The 16651-nt window shown below is 67.5% G+C and carries 17 protein-coding genes and 1 tRNA gene; 2 read left to right on the forward strand and 16 right to left on the reverse strand.

All coding sequences use genetic code 11. The features are described from left to right. Nucleotides 1-2 precede the first annotated feature (2 nt). The 13 genes from nuoE to ACEZHJ_RS03180 form a co-directional block, all read right to left on the reverse strand. Nucleotides 3-512 carry an NADH-quinone oxidoreductase subunit NuoE gene (gene nuoE / locus ACEZHJ_RS03120; protein ID WP_018717692.1) on the reverse strand — a complete coding sequence of 170 codons (510 nt, stop codon included), beginning with the start codon at nt 510-512 and terminating at the stop codon, nt 3-5. Next, on the reverse strand, nt 509-1762 hold the full coding sequence (locus ACEZHJ_RS03125) for an NADH-quinone oxidoreductase subunit D (RefSeq protein ID WP_018717691.1): 1254 nt from the start codon (nt 1760-1762) through the stop codon (nt 509-511). The genes nuoE and ACEZHJ_RS03125 overlap by 4 nt, the downstream gene beginning before the upstream one ends. Further along, nucleotides 1755-2492: an NADH-quinone oxidoreductase subunit C gene (locus tag ACEZHJ_RS03130; RefSeq protein ID WP_018717690.1), complete on the reverse strand. Its 738-nt coding sequence runs from the start codon at nt 2490-2492 to the stop codon at nt 1755-1757. The genes ACEZHJ_RS03125 and ACEZHJ_RS03130 overlap by 8 nt, the downstream gene beginning before the upstream one ends. Before the next feature lie 15 nt (nt 2493-2507). Further along, nucleotides 2508-2984, reverse strand: a complete 477-nt coding sequence (locus tag ACEZHJ_RS03135) for an NADH-quinone oxidoreductase subunit B family protein (RefSeq protein ID WP_018717689.1) — start codon at nt 2982-2984, stop codon at nt 2508-2510. Further along, nucleotides 2975-3331 carry an NADH-quinone oxidoreductase subunit A gene (locus ACEZHJ_RS03140; RefSeq protein WP_018717688.1) on the reverse strand — a complete coding sequence of 119 codons (357 nt, stop codon included), beginning with the start codon at nt 3329-3331 and terminating at the stop codon, nt 2975-2977. The genes ACEZHJ_RS03135 and ACEZHJ_RS03140 overlap by 10 nt, the downstream gene beginning before the upstream one ends. 174 nt (nt 3332-3505) lie before the next feature. After that, nucleotides 3506-3590, reverse strand: a tRNA-Leu gene (locus ACEZHJ_RS03145). Between the two features lie 72 nt (nt 3591-3662). After that, complete coding sequence (gene secG / locus ACEZHJ_RS03150) at nt 3663-4040, reverse strand: preprotein translocase subunit SecG (RefSeq protein ID WP_018717687.1); 378 nt, start codon at nt 4038-4040, stop codon at nt 3663-3665. Between the two features lie 15 nt (nt 4041-4055). After that, entirely contained in the window at nt 4056-4823 is a 768-nt protein-coding gene (gene tpiA / locus ACEZHJ_RS03155; protein ID WP_018717686.1) for a triose-phosphate isomerase, read from the reverse strand. A 57-nt stretch (nt 4824-4880) separates the two neighbouring features. After that, nucleotides 4881-6251: a phosphoglucosamine mutase gene (gene glmM, locus ACEZHJ_RS03160; protein ID WP_018717685.1), complete on the reverse strand. Its 1371-nt coding sequence runs from the start codon at nt 6249-6251 to the stop codon at nt 4881-4883. 75 nt (nt 6252-6326) lie between these two features. Then, nucleotides 6327-7193, reverse strand: coding sequence for a dihydropteroate synthase (gene folP / locus ACEZHJ_RS03165; RefSeq protein WP_163138684.1), 867 nt, complete (start codon nt 7191-7193; stop codon nt 6327-6329). Between the two features lie 69 nt (nt 7194-7262). Next, nucleotides 7263-9173, reverse strand: coding sequence for an ATP-dependent zinc metalloprotease FtsH (gene ftsH, locus ACEZHJ_RS03170; RefSeq protein WP_156831160.1), 1911 nt, complete (start codon nt 9171-9173; stop codon nt 7263-7265). 111 nt (nt 9174-9284) lie between these two features. Further along, entirely contained in the window at nt 9285-9905 is a 621-nt protein-coding gene (gene rlmE / locus ACEZHJ_RS03175; protein WP_018717682.1) for a 23S rRNA (uridine(2552)-2'-O)-methyltransferase RlmE, read from the reverse strand. Next, complete coding sequence (locus ACEZHJ_RS03180) at nt 9886-10146, reverse strand: hypothetical protein (RefSeq protein WP_156831159.1); 261 nt, start codon at nt 10144-10146, stop codon at nt 9886-9888. The genes rlmE and ACEZHJ_RS03180 overlap by 20 nt, the downstream gene beginning before the upstream one ends. Before the next feature lie 41 nt (nt 10147-10187). Between ACEZHJ_RS03180 and yhbY the strand changes: the two genes are divergently transcribed. Next, the gene (gene yhbY / locus ACEZHJ_RS03185) at nt 10188-10487 is read left to right on the forward strand and encodes a ribosome assembly RNA-binding protein YhbY (protein ID WP_018717680.1); all 300 of its coding nucleotides are present in this window, start codon (nt 10188-10190) and stop codon (nt 10485-10487) included. A gap of 34 nt (nt 10488-10521) precedes the next feature. On the opposite strand, the gene greA is transcribed toward yhbY, so the two are convergent. Genes greA through carA form a run of 3 tightly spaced genes read right to left on the reverse strand, consistent with a single transcriptional unit; the run spans nt 10522 to nt 15401 of the window. Beyond that, the gene (gene greA, locus ACEZHJ_RS03190) at nt 10522-10998 is read right to left on the reverse strand and encodes a transcription elongation factor GreA (protein ID WP_018717679.1); all 477 of its coding nucleotides are present in this window, start codon (nt 10996-10998) and stop codon (nt 10522-10524) included. Next, nucleotides 10995-14219 (reverse strand): carbamoyl-phosphate synthase large subunit, encoded by a 3225-nt coding sequence (carB, locus tag ACEZHJ_RS03195; protein ID WP_163138683.1) that lies wholly within the window; start codon nt 14217-14219, stop codon nt 10995-10997. Before carB ends, greA begins: the two co-directional genes overlap by 4 nt. A 30-nt stretch (nt 14220-14249) precedes the next feature. Further along, a complete protein-coding gene (carA, locus tag ACEZHJ_RS03200) occupies nt 14250-15401 on the reverse strand; it encodes a glutamine-hydrolyzing carbamoyl-phosphate synthase small subunit (protein ID WP_018717677.1) in 1152 nt (383 codons plus the stop codon). Nucleotides 15402-15698: 297 nt separating this feature from the next. Here carA and ACEZHJ_RS03205 point away from each other — a divergent pair, with 297 nt between their 5' ends. Continuing rightward, nucleotides 15699-16649 carry an ABC transporter ATP-binding protein gene (locus tag ACEZHJ_RS03205; protein WP_018717676.1) on the forward strand — a complete coding sequence of 317 codons (951 nt, stop codon included), beginning with the start codon at nt 15699-15701 and terminating at the stop codon, nt 16647-16649. Nucleotides 16650-16651 lie beyond the last annotated feature (2 nt).

The following is a 16651-nucleotide window of genomic DNA, read 5'->3' on the forward strand; positions in this document are numbered from 1 at the left end:
GGCTACTCCAGGTTCTCCAGGATCTCGTCCACTTTCTCCGGCGTGAGGTTCGTGTGATAGACCTCATCGACAAGCATCATGGGCGCGCCCGTGCAACCGGCGAGACACTCATCCTCGTGCTTGAGGGTGACGCGCCCGTCCGCGGTGGTCTCCCCCACCGTGATGCCGAGACGCTCCTCGATATGGGCGAGGAGCTCCTCGCCGCCGCGGAGCATGCACGAGACGTTGGTGCAGACGTTGACCTTGTGGCGGCCCACCGGCGAGGTGTCGAACATCGAGTAGAAGGTGGCGACCTCATAGACCTTGGTCGTGGGCAGCCCCAGGTACTCCGCCACCGCGTCGATGAGCTCCCGGGACAGCCAGCCGCCGTTACCCTCCTGGGCAATGTGCAGCGCCGGGATCACGGCGGAACGCCGCCCCTTGTCGTCGTCCGGGTACTTCGCGAGCCAGTGGTCGATTTCCTCGCGCTGGTGCGCGGTGAGGTACTTTTCCGCCAGTTGCTCCGAACTCACCGGTCGACCTCCCCGAATACGATATCCAGCGTGCCCATGATGGTCACGACGTCAGCGATCATGTGCCCGCTCGCGAGTTCATCCATCGCCGCCATGTGCGGGAACCCGGGGGCACGGAGTTTCACCCGGTAGGGCTTGTTCGCGCCGTCGGAGACGAGGTAGCAGCCAAACTCGCCCTTAGGGGCCTCGACCGCGGCATAGACCTCGCCCGACGGGACGCTGTAACCCTCGGTGAACAGCTTGAAGTGGTGGATGAGGGACTCCATGTCGTCCTTCATCTGCTCACGGGTCGGCGGCGTGACCTTGTGGTCCTCCAGCCGAACCGGACCGTCGTTGCGCCGCAGCCAGTCCACGCACTGCTTGATCAGGCGCACCGACTGGCGCATCTCCTCGATGCGCACCAGGTAGCGGTCATAGCAGTCGCCGTTGGTGCCCACCGGGATATCGAAATCGAGGCGGTCGTAGACCTCGTAGGGCTGCTTCTTGCGCAGGTCCCACTCGATCCCCGAGCCGCGCACCATCGGCCCGGTAAAGCCGAGCTGCAGTGCGCGCTCCGGCGAGACCACGGCAACGTCGACGAGCCGCTGCTTCCAGATCCGGTTGTCGGTGAGGAGGGTCTCGAACTCGTCGATCACCTTCGGATAGCGCTCGCAGAAGGCGTCGAGGAAGTCGAGCATCGACCCCTCGCGATCACGGTTCAGCCGCTTGAGGTCGGCCTCCGAGCGGTGTGGCGAGGGCTCGTAGCGGCTCATCTGCTGCGGCAGGTCACGGTGGACACCGCCCGGGCGGTAGTAGGTCGCGTGCATGCGTGCCCCGCTGACCGCCTCGTAGCAGTCCATGAGCTCCTCGCGCTCACGGAAGGCATAGAGAAAGACCGTCATCGCACCGACGTCCAGTCCATGGGCGCCGATCCACATGAGGTGGTTCAGGATCCGCGTGATCTCGTCGAACATCACGCGGATGTACTGGGCACGGACCGGCGGCTCGATGCCGAGCAGCTTCTCGATGGCCGACACGTATCCGTGCTCGTTGCACATCATCGAAACGTAGTCGAGCCGGTCCATGTAGCCGATACTGTGGTTGAACGGCTTGGTCTCGGCGAGCTTCTCCGTCGCACGGTGCAGCAGGCCGATATGGGGGTCGGCCCGGCGTACGACCTCGCCGTCCAGCTCGAGCACCAGACGCAGCACACCGTGTGCGGCCGGGTGCTGGGGACCGAAGTTGATCGTATAGCTGCTGATCTCAGGCATCAGCGCCACCCTCCTGCTGCGGCGCGGGCTGCGCGTAGCGATTGTCCTCGCGAACCACGCGGGGCACGGTCACCCGCGGCTCGATACTGACGGGCTCGTAGACCACGCGCCCGCGCTCCTCGTCGAAACGGACTTCGACATTGCCGATCAGCGGGAAGTCCTTGCGGAACGGGTGCCCGACAAAGCCGTAATCGGTGAGGATGCGCCGCAGGTCCGGGTGGCCGTCGAAGACGATGCCGTAGAGATCGAAGGCCTCGCGCTCGAACCAGTTCGCACAGCTCCAGATCGGAACCACGGAATCGACGACCGGGAAGTTGTCATCCGCGGCATAGCAGCGCACCCGCACGCGGTGATTGTGGCTGAGCGAGAGCAGCTGGTAGACGGCCGCGAAGCGCCGCCCGGTGCTGGAATGGATCTCCTGCACCCCATAGATGCCGGTAAGGCCGAGCCGCCCGGTGGTAAACCCGTCGACACCACGACTGAAGCCCACCGAAGTGGCCTCCTCCGTTATCCACTCGTCGTCACCGTAGGCGGCGTAATCGACGCCGGCGATGTCGATGAGCTGCTCGAAGCGCAGCGACTCGTGGTCGCGCAGCTCCAGCATCGTCGCGTAGAGATCTTCGGGGCGGACCTCGATGTCCACCTCGTCGCGATCGATAACCAGCTTCGCAATCTTCTGCCCAAGCGCCTGCTCGAGACGCCCGGCGAGCTCTTCCGCGGAAAGGGCCATGAGAACGCGCTCTCCTCAGCGGGCGATGGTGTTGGTGCGGCGGATCTTCTTCTGCAGCTGAATGATGCCGTAGAGCAGCGCCTCCGCCGTGGGGGGGCAGCCGGGCACGTAGATGTCCACGGGCACGATGCGGTCACACCCGCGCACCACCGAATAGGAGTAGTGGTAATAGCCGCCGCCATTGGCGCACGACCCCATCGAGATCACCCAGCGCGGCTCCGCCATCTGGTCGTAGACCTTGCGCAGCGCCGGCGCCATCTTGTTGACGAGGGTACCGGCCACGATCATCACGTCGGACTGGCGCGGCGACGGCCGGAAGATGACACCGAAGCGGTCCATGTCGTAGCGCGCCGCACCGGTATGCATCATTTCCACCGCGCAGCATGCCAGCCCGAAGGTCATGGGCCAGAGCGACCCCGTGCGCGCCCAGTTGATCAGCTTGTCAGCAGAGGTCGTGACGAACCCCTGCTCGAGAACGCCTTCTACTCCCATTCCAGCGCCCCCTTCTTCCACTCGTAGAGAAACCCGACCAGGAGGATGCCGACGAACAGGGCCATGGCGCCGAAGCCGAACAGGCCGACCTTGTCGAGCACGATCGCCCACGGGAAGAGAAAGGCGATCTCCAGGTCGAAGATGATGAACAGAATGGCCACGAGGTAGTAGCGCACATCGAACTTCATGCGCGAGTCCTCGAAGGCCTCGAAGCCGCACTCGTAGGGCGAGAGCTTTTCGTCGTCCGGCCGCCTGGGCCCGAGGATGAACCCGAGCACCGGCAACAGCACGCCCAGCCCTACAGCGAGCACGATAAATACGAGGATCGGTAGATACGATTCAACCATGGACCGCCTGCCCCAACACTCAAGGAAAACGCCCGCGAGGATGGATGTGGGCGCCGGCAAACCGGGAGCAGTGTAGGGCAGGAGTGACGCCGCTGTCAACTTGCGGCCTCGCCTTTTTCCCTTTAAAAACAAGGAGATAGCGCGGGGCATAGGCCCCGCGCTCAAGGCGATGGTTGGTGCGGATGGCCGGACTCGAACCGGCACGGCTTGCGCCACTGCCCCCTCAAGACAGCGTGTCTACCAGTTCCACCACATCCGCTTCAGGAAAGCGTGATCGGCTCACCAGCCGAGGAGCGGGCAATATACCAAAGAGCCCGCCCGCCGACAACGCCTATTCGGACGGTGCCGGGGCCGGCGCCGGCTCCCCGCCGCCCGCTGCGCCCGACGAGCCGGAAGACGACGTTTCGGGCTGGGCCGGGGCCTGCTCCGCCGGCGCGGCCTGGTCGGACTGCATGACGCTACCGACCTCGTCGAAACTGCCGGAGAGCATCGCCAGCACCAGGCTGGTGACGAAAAAGCCGGCCGCCAGAACGGCGGTAACCTTGCTGAGGAACGACGCCGCGCCGCGGGCGCCGAACACCGTGCCCGACGCGCCACTGCCGAAAGCGGCACCGGCGTCGGCCCCCTTGCCGTGCTGCAGCAGCACGACCCCGACCAGCGTCAGGCAGACCAGTACGTGGACGGCAAGAAGGATGCTGTATAAGGACATGCGTTGCGCCCCAAGTTAAACGGGACCCGTCCGGTCGCCCTTGACGGCGGCCCGACAGATCGAAAGAAAATCATCAGCGTTCAGCGACGCCCCGCCGATCAGCCCGCCATCGACGTCATCGAGCGAGAACAGCGCCGCCGCATTACCCGGCTTGACGCTGCCGCCATAGAGCAACCGTACGGCGGCAGTGTCCACCCCGGCCGCGGCGAGATGGCGGCGGATCCCGGCGTGAACCGCCTGGACCGATTCCGGGTCCGCGCTGCGTCCGGTACCTATCGCCCAGACCGGCTCGTAGGCGACGACACCGCGGGCCACCCCTTCGGCGCCCACGGCATCAACAACGGCGTCGATCTGACGGGCGATGACATGCGCCGTCTTACCCGCGTCCCGCTCCGCGAGAGACTCCCCCACGCACAGGATCGGTGTCACCCCGGCCGCCAGGGACGCCCGGAAACGTGCGCCGACCAGGGCGTCGGACTCCCCGTAATGCTCGCGCCGCTCGGAATGGCCTGCGAGGGCGTATCGACAACCGAACTCGGCGAGCATCGACGCGCTCACCTCACCGGTGTACGCCCCCTCGTCCGCGTCGGCGACGTTCTGGGCGCCGACGTCCACGGCAGCCCCCGAGAGAAGCCCGGACACATCGGCGATGTGCACCATCGGCGGCAGCACCGCCACCTCGACGCCCCGGGGAACACCCGCCGCGACCGCATTCGCCAGGGCCCGGGCCCCGGAGCGGTCCCCGTTCATCTTCCAGTTGCCGACCACGAGGGGCTGTCGCATGGAGCCGTCCGAAACGAGGCTGAAAGCGCGCAAGGTTACCCAGCACGCCGGTCAAAATCAATCCGCACCCAGGCGCTCGCCGGCCATCTCCTCCGCCACCCGGTCCGCCAGCCAGCGCGCCGCACGCGCGACCGAGCCGGCGTCGGGGGCCTCCACCATCACGCGAATCAGTGGCTCGGTGCCGGAAGGGCGAAGCAGCACGCGACCAGTCTCTCCCAGAGACGCCTCGACCTCCTCGATCGCCGCCACGATGCCGCCAACCCCCAGGGGGTCACGGCGCTCGGCGATACGGACGTTGACCGTCTCCTGAGGCAGGCGCTCCATGCCGCGGCGCAGCTCCGCCAGCGACCGGCCGGTGCGCACGGCGTAGCCCAGGACCTGGAGCGCGGACACGACGCCGTCCCCCGTGGTGGTCCGGTCGAGGCAGACGATGTGCCCGGAGGACTCGCCGCCCAGGATCCCGCCCGCCTCGAGCAGCCGTTCCAGGACATACCGGTCACCGACCCGGGCACGTTCGAAGGCCACCCCGCGGTCACGCAGCGCCAGCTCCAGCCCCAGGTTGGACATCAGCGTACCCACCACCGGGCCACGGAGCTCGTCCCGCTCCTGGCGCTCGCGGGCGATGATCCAGAGCAGGTCATCACCGTCGAGGAGCTCCCCCTCACCGTCGACCATAATCACCCGGTCACCGTCGCCATCCAGCGCAATACCGGCGTCGGCACCGCGCTCGCGCACCTCGCGGCAGAGCGTTCCGGGGTGCAGCGAGCCGCAGTCGACATTGATGTTCAGCCCGTCCGGCTCGGCACCCAGCGCAGTGACCTCGGCACCGAGCTCCCGGAACACCGCCGGCGCCACTTGATAGCCCGCACCGTTGGCGCAGTCCACTACCAGGCGCAACCCGGAAAGGTCGCGATCCGCGCGCAGGGTGTGCTTGCAGAATTCGATATAGCGCCCGGGCGCGTCGACCAGCCGGTAGGCCTTGCCAAGACCCGCCGAGTCCACCGTCTCCAGAGGACGCTCCAGGTAGTCCTCGATGCGCGCCTCGGTGGCGTCGTCGAGCTTGCGCCCCTCTGCGGAGAAGAACTTGATGCCATTGTCGTAGTGCGGGTTGTGGGAGGCACTAATGACGATGCCCGCGTTCGCCTGCAACGTACGCGTTAGGTAGGCGATCGCCGGTGTCGGCATCGGGCCGAGGAGCTGGATGTTCACGCCCGCCGCCGACAGGCCCGCCTCCAGGGCCGATTCGAACATATAGTTCGACAACCGGGTGTCCTTGCCGATGACCACCTGGTTGTTCGCGCCGCGCCCGGCAAGCACACGCCCGGCCGCCCAGCCCAGCTTGAGCATGAAGTCCGCGGTAATGGGATATTCACCGACACGGCCCCGGATGCCGTCGGTCCCGAAGTAACGCCTGCTGTCCTCGCTCATGGGAGCACGCCCTCCGTAGGGTTCACCGCGCGGCCCTACCCGGCCGCCCTGAACGACGCGCCCCGCGACGCCGGATCAGCCATTCGCCGCCTCCGGCACCCCATCATCCGGAGCGGCGACACTGTTGACCACCTTAAGCGCGTCCACCGTGGCTGCGACGTCGTGGACACGAATGATGCGCGCGCCGGCAGCGGCGGCCAGCACCGCAGCGGCGATACTGCCGGCAACCCGCTCCTTGGGCGGGCGGTCGACGAGCTCGCCGATGAAGGACTTGCGCGAGAGACCGACAAGCACCGGGAGGTCCCCGCCGGTCAGCTCCGCGAGACGACGCAGCAGCCCGGCGTTGTGCTCATGGCGTTTACCGAACCCGAACCCGGGATCCAGGATCAGCCGCTCCCGCGGCACACCGCCGGCCACGCACCCGTCGACGCGCTCGCGCAGGAACCGGGCGACGTCGTCGACGATGTCGTCATAGTGGGGATCGCGCTGCATGTTCCGCGGCGTGCCCTGCATGTGCATCAGGCATACCGGCAACCCGGTGTCCGCGGCGGCCACCACTGCGCCGGGCCGCTGCAACGCCATCACGTCGTTGATCAATCCGGCGCCGGCGCCAGCCACGGCGCGCATGACCTCCGGCTTGGTCGTATCCACCGACAGCGGCACCGGCAGCTCGCCGGCCAGCGCCTCGACCACCGGGACGACCCGGGCCAGCTCCTCGTCCACCGGCACGTCCTCGGCCCCAGGGCGCGTGGACTCGCCGCCGATATCGATAATGTCGGCGCCCTCGGCGACCATCGCCCGCGCCCGGGCGAGCGCGTCGTCCCGGGCAACGAAATCACCCCCGTCCGAGAACGAATCGGGGGTGATATTGAGAATCCCCATGACCGCCGGCCGGGAGATATCCAGCGGCCGGCCGCCACAGTCGATGACCCGTCGTGTCATGTCCGTAGTTGCAATCCCCTTGGTGCGAACCACGGCACCGGGCGCGCTCGCCCGGTGCCGCCTACTGCTTCAGTGCTCGCTGGCCGGGCGCCCGACCTTGCCGGAGTCGGACTCCGACTCGCCGGCGCCCTCGCCGCCCGTGCTCGGCTGCGCCGGCCCCTGGGTATCCTCCGGGGGCCGCGGCGGGCGACCGTTCATGATGTCCTGGATCTGCTCATGGTCGATGGTCTCGTACTTCATGAGCGCATCGGCCATCGCGTGCAGCTTCTCCATGTTCTGCTCGAGCAGGTTCTTGGCGTGACGGTAGTTCTCGTCGATGATCCGTCGCACCTCCTCGTCGATCGCATGGGTCGTCTCGTCGGAGACCTGCTTGTGCTGCGTGACCTGATGGCCGAGGAAGACCTCGCCCTCGTCCTCGCCGTAGGACTGCGGCCCCATGCGGTCCGACAGACCCCACTTGGTCACCATGTTCCGGGAGATCTCCGTCGCGCGCTGGATGTCGTTCTGGGCGCCCGTGGTCACCCGGTCCGCGCCGAAGATGATCTCCTCGGCCAGCCGGCCGCCGAACAGGCTGGCGATCTGGCTGTTGAGACGGCGCTTGGTGTAGCTGTAACGGTCCTCCTCGGGGAGGAACATGGTCACGCCGAGCGCCCGCCCGCGCGGGATGATGGTGACCTTGTGCACCGGATCGTGCTCCGGGGAGAGCAGGCCCACGATGGCGTGGCCGGACTCGTGATAGGCGGTCAGGCGCTTCTCGTCCTCGGTCATGACCATCGACTTGCGCTCCGCGCCCATCATGATCTTGTCCTTGGCGTCCTCGAAATCGTGCTGGTCCACCACCCGCTTGTTGCGGCGCGCGGCGAACAGCGACGCCTCGTTGACGAGGTTCGCCAGGTCGGCACCGGAGAAACCGGGCGTGCCCCGGGCGATGATCCGCGCGTCCACGTCGTCGGCCACCGGCACCTTGCTGATGTGCACCTTGAGGATGTGCTCGCGACCGCGCACATCGGGCAGCGGCACCACCACCTGACGGTCGAAGCGGCCCGGGCGCAGCAGCGCCGGATCGAGCACGTCCGGACGGTTGGTGGCGGCGATGACGATCACGCCCTCATTGCCCTCGAAGCCGTCCATCTCGACGAGCATCTGATTGAGCGTCTGCTCGCGCTCGTCGTGACCGCCGCCGAGGCCCGCGCCGCGCTGGCGGCCCACCGCGTCGAGCTCGTCGATGAAGATGATGCACGGCGCGTGCTTTTTGGCCTGGGCGAACATGTCGCGCACGCGGGAGGCACCGACGCCGACGAACATCTCGACGAAGTCCGACCCGGAGATGCTGAAGAACGGCACCCGGGCCTCACCGGCGATGGCCTTGGCGAGCAGCGTCTTGCCCGTGCCGGGCGGACCGACCATGAGCACGCCGCGCGGGATCTGGCCGCCCAGGCGCTGGAACTTGGAGGGATCACGCAGGAACTCCACAAGCTCCATGACGTCCTGCTTGGCCTCCTCGACGCCGGCGACGTCGGCGAACGTGACCTTCACCTGTTCCTCGGACATCATACGCGCCCGGCTCTTGCCGAACGACATGGCACCGCGGCCACCGCCGCCGCCCTGCATCTGGCGCATGAAATAGATCCACACGCCGATGAGCAGCAGGAACGGGAACCAGGAGATGAGGATCTGCAGCAGGATGCTGCGCCCCTCCTGCGGCTCGGCGTTCACGGTCACGCCGTTGTCGAGCAGCGTACCGATCAGCGCCCCGTTATCCGTCTCCGGGCTGTACGTGGTGAACTGCTGACCGTTGCCCTGCTGACCGCGGATGACGGGGCCCTTGATGGTTACCCGCTCGATGTTCCCCTGCTTCACGTCGGAGAGGAACTGGGAGTACGGGATCTCCCCCGGGCTCATGCTGTTGCCCTGGAAATTGCTGAACACGGACATCAGCACAATGGCGATGACCACCCAGAGGATTAGATTTTTCGCCATGTCGTTCAAGGCTCGTCACCTCGATCTGGTGCCATGCGCATGCCGCGCAAGGCACAAAATGTCTGCCACCGGCCCGCACGCCGGGCCGCCTTCGGCGTTGCCGCAACGTTACTACGAGTGTAACTGACGCGCCAACAGAAAGACCTCCCGGCTGCGCCCCCTGGAGGCGCCGGGCTTACGTGTCGCCACGCTCGAGAAGGAGCGCCGCAGCTCACCGAGGAAGGCATCGAACCCCTCCCCCTGGAAGGTCTTGACCAGGAAGTCGCCACCCGGTTCCAGATTGTCCGTCGCGAACGCCAGCGCCAGCTCCGCGAGGTACATCGCCCGGGGCTGGTCCACGGCCTTCTGCCCGGAGATATTGGGGGCCATATCCGAGAGCACAAGGGAGACCGGTTCGCCGGCCAGTGCCTCATCCAGTGCCGCGAGGGCCTCGTCCTCGGTGAAATCCGCCTGGATGAAGGTGACATCCGGCAGCGGATCCATCGGCAGGATGTCCAGCGCGACCACCCGGCCGCGCCCCCGGAGGCGATGGGCGCAGTACTGTGCCCAGCCGCCGGGCGCCGCCCCCAGGTCGACGATATTCCGTCCGGGCCGCACCAGGCGGTCCCTGCCGTCGATCTCGGCGAGCTTGAACGCCGCCCGCGAGCGCCAGCCCTCCTTCTGGGCTCGCTGCACGTAGGCGTCGTCGAAATGCTCGCGCAGCCAGCGCCGGCTACTCTTGGTGCGTGCCATCGCCCGTCTCCGCCTGTTCGTCGGCCAGCGCCCGCTGCTCCGCGAGCCGAACCCGCACGGCGATCCAGCCCCCGGCGCCGAACCCCACCACGGCGAGCAGGACCAGCTCGACCCAGCGCCCGAGGTCCAGACCGACGATCAGCAGCGCCGCCACGACACCAAAGATCATGACCACGCCCAGCTCGTAGCGCAGACCGGCGAACGCCGCCGGTCGGCGATCGCCGTCGTCGCGTGCTACCATCTCGTCACCGCGCTTTCCGGACATCGGGATCAATCACCAGCATGCAGTCTCTTACCGAAACCCAGCGCCGCTATCTGCGCCGCATGGGCCATGACCTCAAACCCGTCGTTCGCACCGGCAGCGCCGGACTGACCGAGGGTGTGCTTACCGAGCTCGAGCGCGCCCTGCACGACCACGAGCTGGTCAAGGTCAAGCTCGTCGCCGACGACCGCGCCCAGCGTCGTGCGTTCATCGAGCGCATCGTCGAGGCCACCGGCGCCGTCGAGGTTCAGGCCATCGGCCACGTCGCGCTGTTCTACCGCCGCAACCCCGAGCGGCGCGAGCCCATCGCGCTGCCCTGAGGCGGCGGCCCCGCCGCCGCGGGGCGGCGTCCGCTCACTCGTAGCGCACCGCCACGATCTCGTAGCTGCGGGTCCCGCCCGGGGCCTGCACCTCGGCGATGTCGCCCTCCTCCTTGCCGATCAGGGCGCGGGCGATCGGCGACTGGATGGAGATCAGGCCCTGCTTGATGTCGGCCTCGTCCTCGCCGACGATCTGATAGGTCTTCTCCTCGCCGGTGTCCTCGTCGGCGAGATCGACGGTCACGCCGAAGACCACCTTCCCGTTGGCCGGCAGGCTCGCGACGTCGATCACCTGGGCGTTGGCGAGCTTGCCCTCGATATCGGCGATCCGGCCCTCGATGAAACCCTGCTGTTCGCGGGCGGCATGGTACTCGGCGTTCTCCTTGAGATCGCCGTGCTCGCGCGCTTCCGCGATGGCCTGGATGACCCGCGGGCGATCCTCGTGCTTGAGGCGGTCGAGCTCGGCGCGGAGCTTCTCCGCGCCCTTGACCGTCAGCGGCGTCTTGCTCATGCGCTCGCCTCCTTATAGAGGTCCTGAAGGGCGTTCACGTCGCCGTGCTCGGAGTAGCCCAGTGCCTGGACGGTGGCGCGGGCACCCGACAGGGTCGTGGTGTAGCAGACCTTGTGGTGCAGCGCCTCGCGCCGGATCGAGAACGAATCGGCGATGGCCTGACGCCCCTCGGTGGTATTGATGATCAGCGCGATCTCGTCGTTCTTGATCGCATCGACAATGTGCGGCCGACCTTCCGTGACCTTGTTGATCACCTCACAGTCGATCCCGGCCTCCCGGAGCACCCCGGCGGTGCCCTGGGTGGCGACGATGGTGAAGTCGCGGCGGAGCAGATCGCGGGCCACCGCGACCACGGCCCCCTTGTCCGCATCGCGGACGCTGACGAACGCCTTGCCCCCGTCGCGGGGCAGCACCACGCCGGCGCCGACCTGGGACTTCGCGTAGGCCTCGCCGAAATCCCGGCCCACGCCCATGACCTCGCCGGTGGACTTCATCTCGGGGCCGAGGATCGGGTCGACCCCCGGGAACTTGATGAACGGGAAGACCGCTTCCTTCACGCTATAGTAGGCCGGAACCGCCTCCCGCGTGTAGCCCTGCTCCGCCAGGCCGCGGCCGGCCATGCAGCGCGCGGCGATCTTCGCCAGCGGCACGCCCGTCGCCTTGGAGACGAACGGCACGGTGCGCGAGGCCCGCGGATTGACCTCCAGGACGAAGATCTCCGGCCCCTTGATTGCGAACTGCGTGTTCATCAGCCCGACCACGCCGAGCGCCCGGGCCATCGCCCGGATCTGCTCGCGCAGGCGGTCGATGGTCTCCGGCGCCAGCGTGTACGGCGGCAGCGAGCATGCGGAGTCGCCGGAGTGCACGCCGGCCTGCTCGATGTGCTCCATGATGCCGCCGATGAGCACGTCCTCGCCGTCACAGATGGCGTCGACGTCCACCTCGACGGCATCGTCGAGGAAGCGGTCGAGCAGCACCGGCGACTCGTTGGAGACCTTTACCGCCTCGTTCATGTACTGCACGAGCTCGGACTCTTCGTAAACGATCTCCATGGCCCGGCCACCGAGCACGTAGGAGGGCCGCACCACCAGCGGATAGCCGATCTCGGCGGCCAGCCGCAGGGCCTCGTCGGCGCTGCGGGCGGTGCGGTTCGGCGGCTGCTGCAACCCGAGCTCGCCAATCATGCGCTGGAAGCGCTCGCGGTCCTCGGCGAGGTCGATGGAGTCCGGCGTCGTGCCGATGATGGGTGCCCCGAAACGCTCCAGGTCACGGGCGAGCTTGAGCGGCGTCTGCCCACCGTACTGGATGATGATGCCCTCCGGGCGCTCCGTCTCCACGATCTCGAGCACGTCCTCGAGGGTCAGCGGCTCGAAGTACAGCCGGTCGGAGGTGTCGTAGTCGGTGGACACCGTCTCCGGGTTGCAGTTGACCATGATGGTCTCATAGCCATCGTCGCGCATGGCGAGTGCGGCGTGGACGCAGCAGTAGTCGAACTCGATGCCCTGGCCGATGCGGTTGGGACCGCCGCCGAGCACCATGATCTTGGCCCGGTCCGACGGCGCGGCCTCGTCCTCCTCCTCGTAAGTGGAGTACATGTAGGCCGTGGCCGTAGCGAACTCGGCGGCACAGGAGTCGACCCGCTTGTAGACCGGGCGGATGCCCAGCCGGCGGCGGTGGGCTCGCACCTCGTGCTCGTTCCAGCCCACCAGGCGCGCGATCCGCGCATCGGAGAAACCTCGGCGCTTGAGCTGGAACAGCCGCCGGGCATCGAGGGCGTCGGCGCCCTGCTCGGCGATATGCCCCTCCCAGGCCATCAGCTCCTCGAGCTGGGCCAGGAACCAGCGATCCACCCAGGTGTGCTGGTAGACCGCCTCCAGCTCGAAGCCGGCGCGGAAGGCGTCGGCGAGCCAGAGCATGCGCTCGGGCCCGGGCAGGCGCAGCTCCTGGGTAATGCGCTGGGCGGCGTCGTCGCGGCCCGCCTCGATGCGCGGGTCGAGCCCCTCCAGGCCGTTCTCCAAGCCGCGCATCGCCTTCTGCAGCGATTCCTGGAAGGTCCGGCCGATGGCCATGACCTCGCCCACCGACTTCATCTGGGTGGTGAGCACCGGCTTGGTCCGGATGAACTTCTCGAACGTGAACCGCGGGATCTTGGTGACCACGTAGTCGATGCTCGGCTCGAACGAGGCCGGCGTCCGGCCGCCGGTGATCTCGTTGCGCAGCTCGTCGAGGGTATACCCCACCGCGAGCTTGGCCGCGACCTTGGCGATCGGGAAGCCGGTGGCCTTGGAGGCCAGCGCGGAGGAACGCGACACCCGCGGGTTCATCTCGATGACCACCATGCGCCCGGTCTCCGGGTCGATGGCGAACTGCACGTTGGAGCCACCGGTCTCGACGCCGATCTCGCGCAGCACCGCCAGCGAGGCGTCGCGCATGATCTGGTACTCCTTGTCCGTGAGCGTCTGCGCCGGCGCCACGGTGATGGAGTCGCCGGTGTGCACGCCCATGGGATCGACGTTCTCGATCGCGCAGACGATGATGCAGTTATCCGCCTTGTCGCGGACGACCTCCATCTCGAACTCCTTCCACCCCAGAACCGACTCCTCGATGAGCAGCTCGTTGGTGGGCGAGAGGTCGAGGCCGCGCTCGCAGATGTCGACGAACTCCTCCTTGTTGTAGGCGATGCCGCCCCCGGAGCCGCCGAGGGTGAACGAGGGCCGGATGATCGTCGGGAAGCCGATCTCCGCCTGCACCTCCAGCGCCTCCTCCATGCTGTGGGCGATGCGCGCGGTGGCCGTGGCCAGGCCGATGTTCTCCATCGCGGCCCGGAAGGCCTCCCGGTCCTCGGCCTTGTCGATGGCGGACTTGGTGGCGCCGATCATCTCCACGCCGTGACGCTCGAGCACGCCGTAGCGGTCGAGGTCGAGGGCGCAGTTCAGCGCGGTCTGCCCGCCCATGGTGGGCAGCACCGCGTCCGGGCGCTCCTGCTCGATGATCCGCTCGACGGTTCGCCAGTTCACCGGCTCGATGTAGACACGATCGGCCATCTCGGGATCGGTCATGATGGTCGCCGGATTGGAGTTCACCAGGATGACCCGGTAACCCTCCTCGCGCAGGGCCTTGCACGCCTGCGCGCCGGAGTAGTCGAACTCGCAGGCCTGGCCGATCACGATCGGGCCGGCGCCGAGGATAAGGATGCTCTGGATATCGGTACGCTTGGGCATCGTCGCTCTCTGCTGTGCCGGCGGGCCGCCTCAGGCGGTCTCGCCGCGATAGGCGCGAATGAGGTCCACGAAGTGCTGGAACAGCGGTGCCACGTCACGGGGCCCGGGACTCGCCTCGGGGTGGCCCTGGAAGCTGAACGCGGGCCGGTCACTCAGCTCGATCCCCTGCAGGGTCTCGTCGAACAGCGAGCGATGGGTGACGCGCACGTTCGCCGGCAGCGTGGTCTCGTCGATGGCAAAACCGTGGTTCTGGCTGGAGATCATGACCCGGCCCGTATCGACGTCGAGGACCGGGTGGTTCGCGCCGTGATGGCCGAACTTCATCTTCTCCGAGCGCGCGCCCACGGCAAGGCCCAGGATCTGATGGCCCAGGCAGATGCCGAACACCGGCACGCCGGCATCCAGGAACGCCCGGGTCGCCTCGATGGCATAATCACAGGGCTCCGGGTCACCGGGCCCGTTGGACAGGAACACCCCGTCCGGCGCCATCGCCATGACCTCGGCGGCCGGCGTGGTCGCCGGCACCACCGTAACGCGGCAGCCGTAGTCGACCAGCAGCCGCAGGATGTTGCGCTTGATGCCGAAATCATAGGCGACGACGTGCCAGGAGAGCTCGTCGTCGCCACGGGGGCTGACCTCCACCTCGCCGTCGTCCAGCGACCAGGTGCCGAGGCGCCACTCGTAGGGCCGGGCCGCCGAGACCTCGCGCGCGAGGTCCATGCCCTTGAGACCGGGGAAGCCCCGTGCACGGGTCACCGCCGTCTCGTGATCGGCATCGCCGGTGATGATGCAGCCGTTCTGCGCGCCCTTCTCGCGGAGCAGCCGCGTCAGGCGGCGGGTATCCACACCGGCGATCGCGACGATCCCCTGTCGCGCGAGGTAGGCCGGCAGGTCCTCGCGGGAGCGCCAGTTGCTCACCCGCGGCGGCAGGTCACGGATGATCAGCCCGGCGAGCTGAACACCGTCGGCCTCCTCGTCCAGCGGGGTCGTGCCCGTGTTGCCGATGTGCGGATAGGTCAGGGTCACGAGCTGGCGGCTGTACGACGGATCCGTGCAGATCTCCTGGTAACCGGACATCGCGGTGTTGAAGCAGACCTCGCCGACGGTCTCACCGTCCGCGCCGATCGCCTCTCCCTCGAAGACCGATCCGTCCTCCAGTGCCAGAATGGCAGGCGTGTTCAAGGGGGATCCTCCACTGCTCGCAAAAACGGGAGGGATCCGCCGTCAGATCGCCTCCCGTTGGCACAGGTTTGGCATTAGCGCCGATTCGGAGTGTAACGCCGTAATTTTACGGGGACACCGCCGAGGTGTCCATCCTGCCGGCCGCCCGCCTCCCGGGGCGGGCAAGTAGCCTTCTACCGGTCGGATGCCGTATGATCGCCGCTCATTGGCATTCCCCGCGGGCGTCCGCCACGTCCGTGCGGTGATGCCCATGCCCCGCACCCGAAACCCACTCATCTCGACCCCGGGACATCACGCATGAAGGCGCTATCGCTGCGTCAGCTCAACAAGACCTATGCCGGCGGCGTGGTCGCGCTGCGCGACGTCAACCTCGACGTCGAGCCCGGCGACTTCTTCGGCCTGCTCGGCCCCAACGGCGCCGGCAAATCGACCATCATCGGCATCATCAGCTCGCTGGTACGCAAGACCAGCGGCGAGGTGGAGGTCTTCGGCCACGCCATCGACCGCGACCCCTGGGGGGCGAAGACCAATATCGGCCTCGTGCCCCAGGAGTTCAATTTCAATCACTTCGAGACCGTCAGCCAGATCGTGCTCAACCAAGCCGGCTACTACGGTATTCCGCGGAAGGTGGCGCGTGAACGCGCCGGGCGCTACCTGCGCGAGCTCGGCCTGTGGGGCCGGCGCAACGTGGTCTCGCGGACCCTGTCAGGCGGCATGAAGCGGCGCCTGATGATCGCCCGCGCGCTGATCCACGAGCCGCAGGTGCTGATCCTCGACGAGCCCACCGCGGGCGTGGATATCGAGCTGCGCCGCTCGATGTGGGAGTTTCTGCGCAAGATCAACAGCGAGGGCACCACCATCGTGCTGACGACCCACTACCTCGAGGAGGCGGAGTCGCTGTGCCGCAACATCGCGATCATCGATGACGGGCGCATCATCGAGAACACCAACGTGCGCGCGCTGCTGCGCCGGCTGTCCACGCAGAGCTACATCCTCGACATCGACTGCCCGATCGAGCAGGTACCGAGCATCGAGGGCTACCGTGTGTTGCCGCTCGACGACGGCACCCTGGAGGTGGAGGTCCACGTAGAGCAGGGGCTCAACCCGCTGTTCCGCGCCCTGGACGCCGCCGGCGTCGGTGTGGTGAGTCTCAAGAACAAGGCCAACCGCCTCGAGGAGCTGTTCGTGCGCATGCTCGAACGCAATGCACCCGAGGAGTCCGGCGCCGCCGCGCCGGCGAACCGCTAGGG

The sequence above is a fragment of the Arhodomonas sp. KWT2 genome (assembly GCF_041949875.1).
Taxonomy (GTDB): domain Bacteria; phylum Pseudomonadota; class Gammaproteobacteria; order Nitrococcales; family Nitrococcaceae; genus Arhodomonas; species Arhodomonas aquaeolei.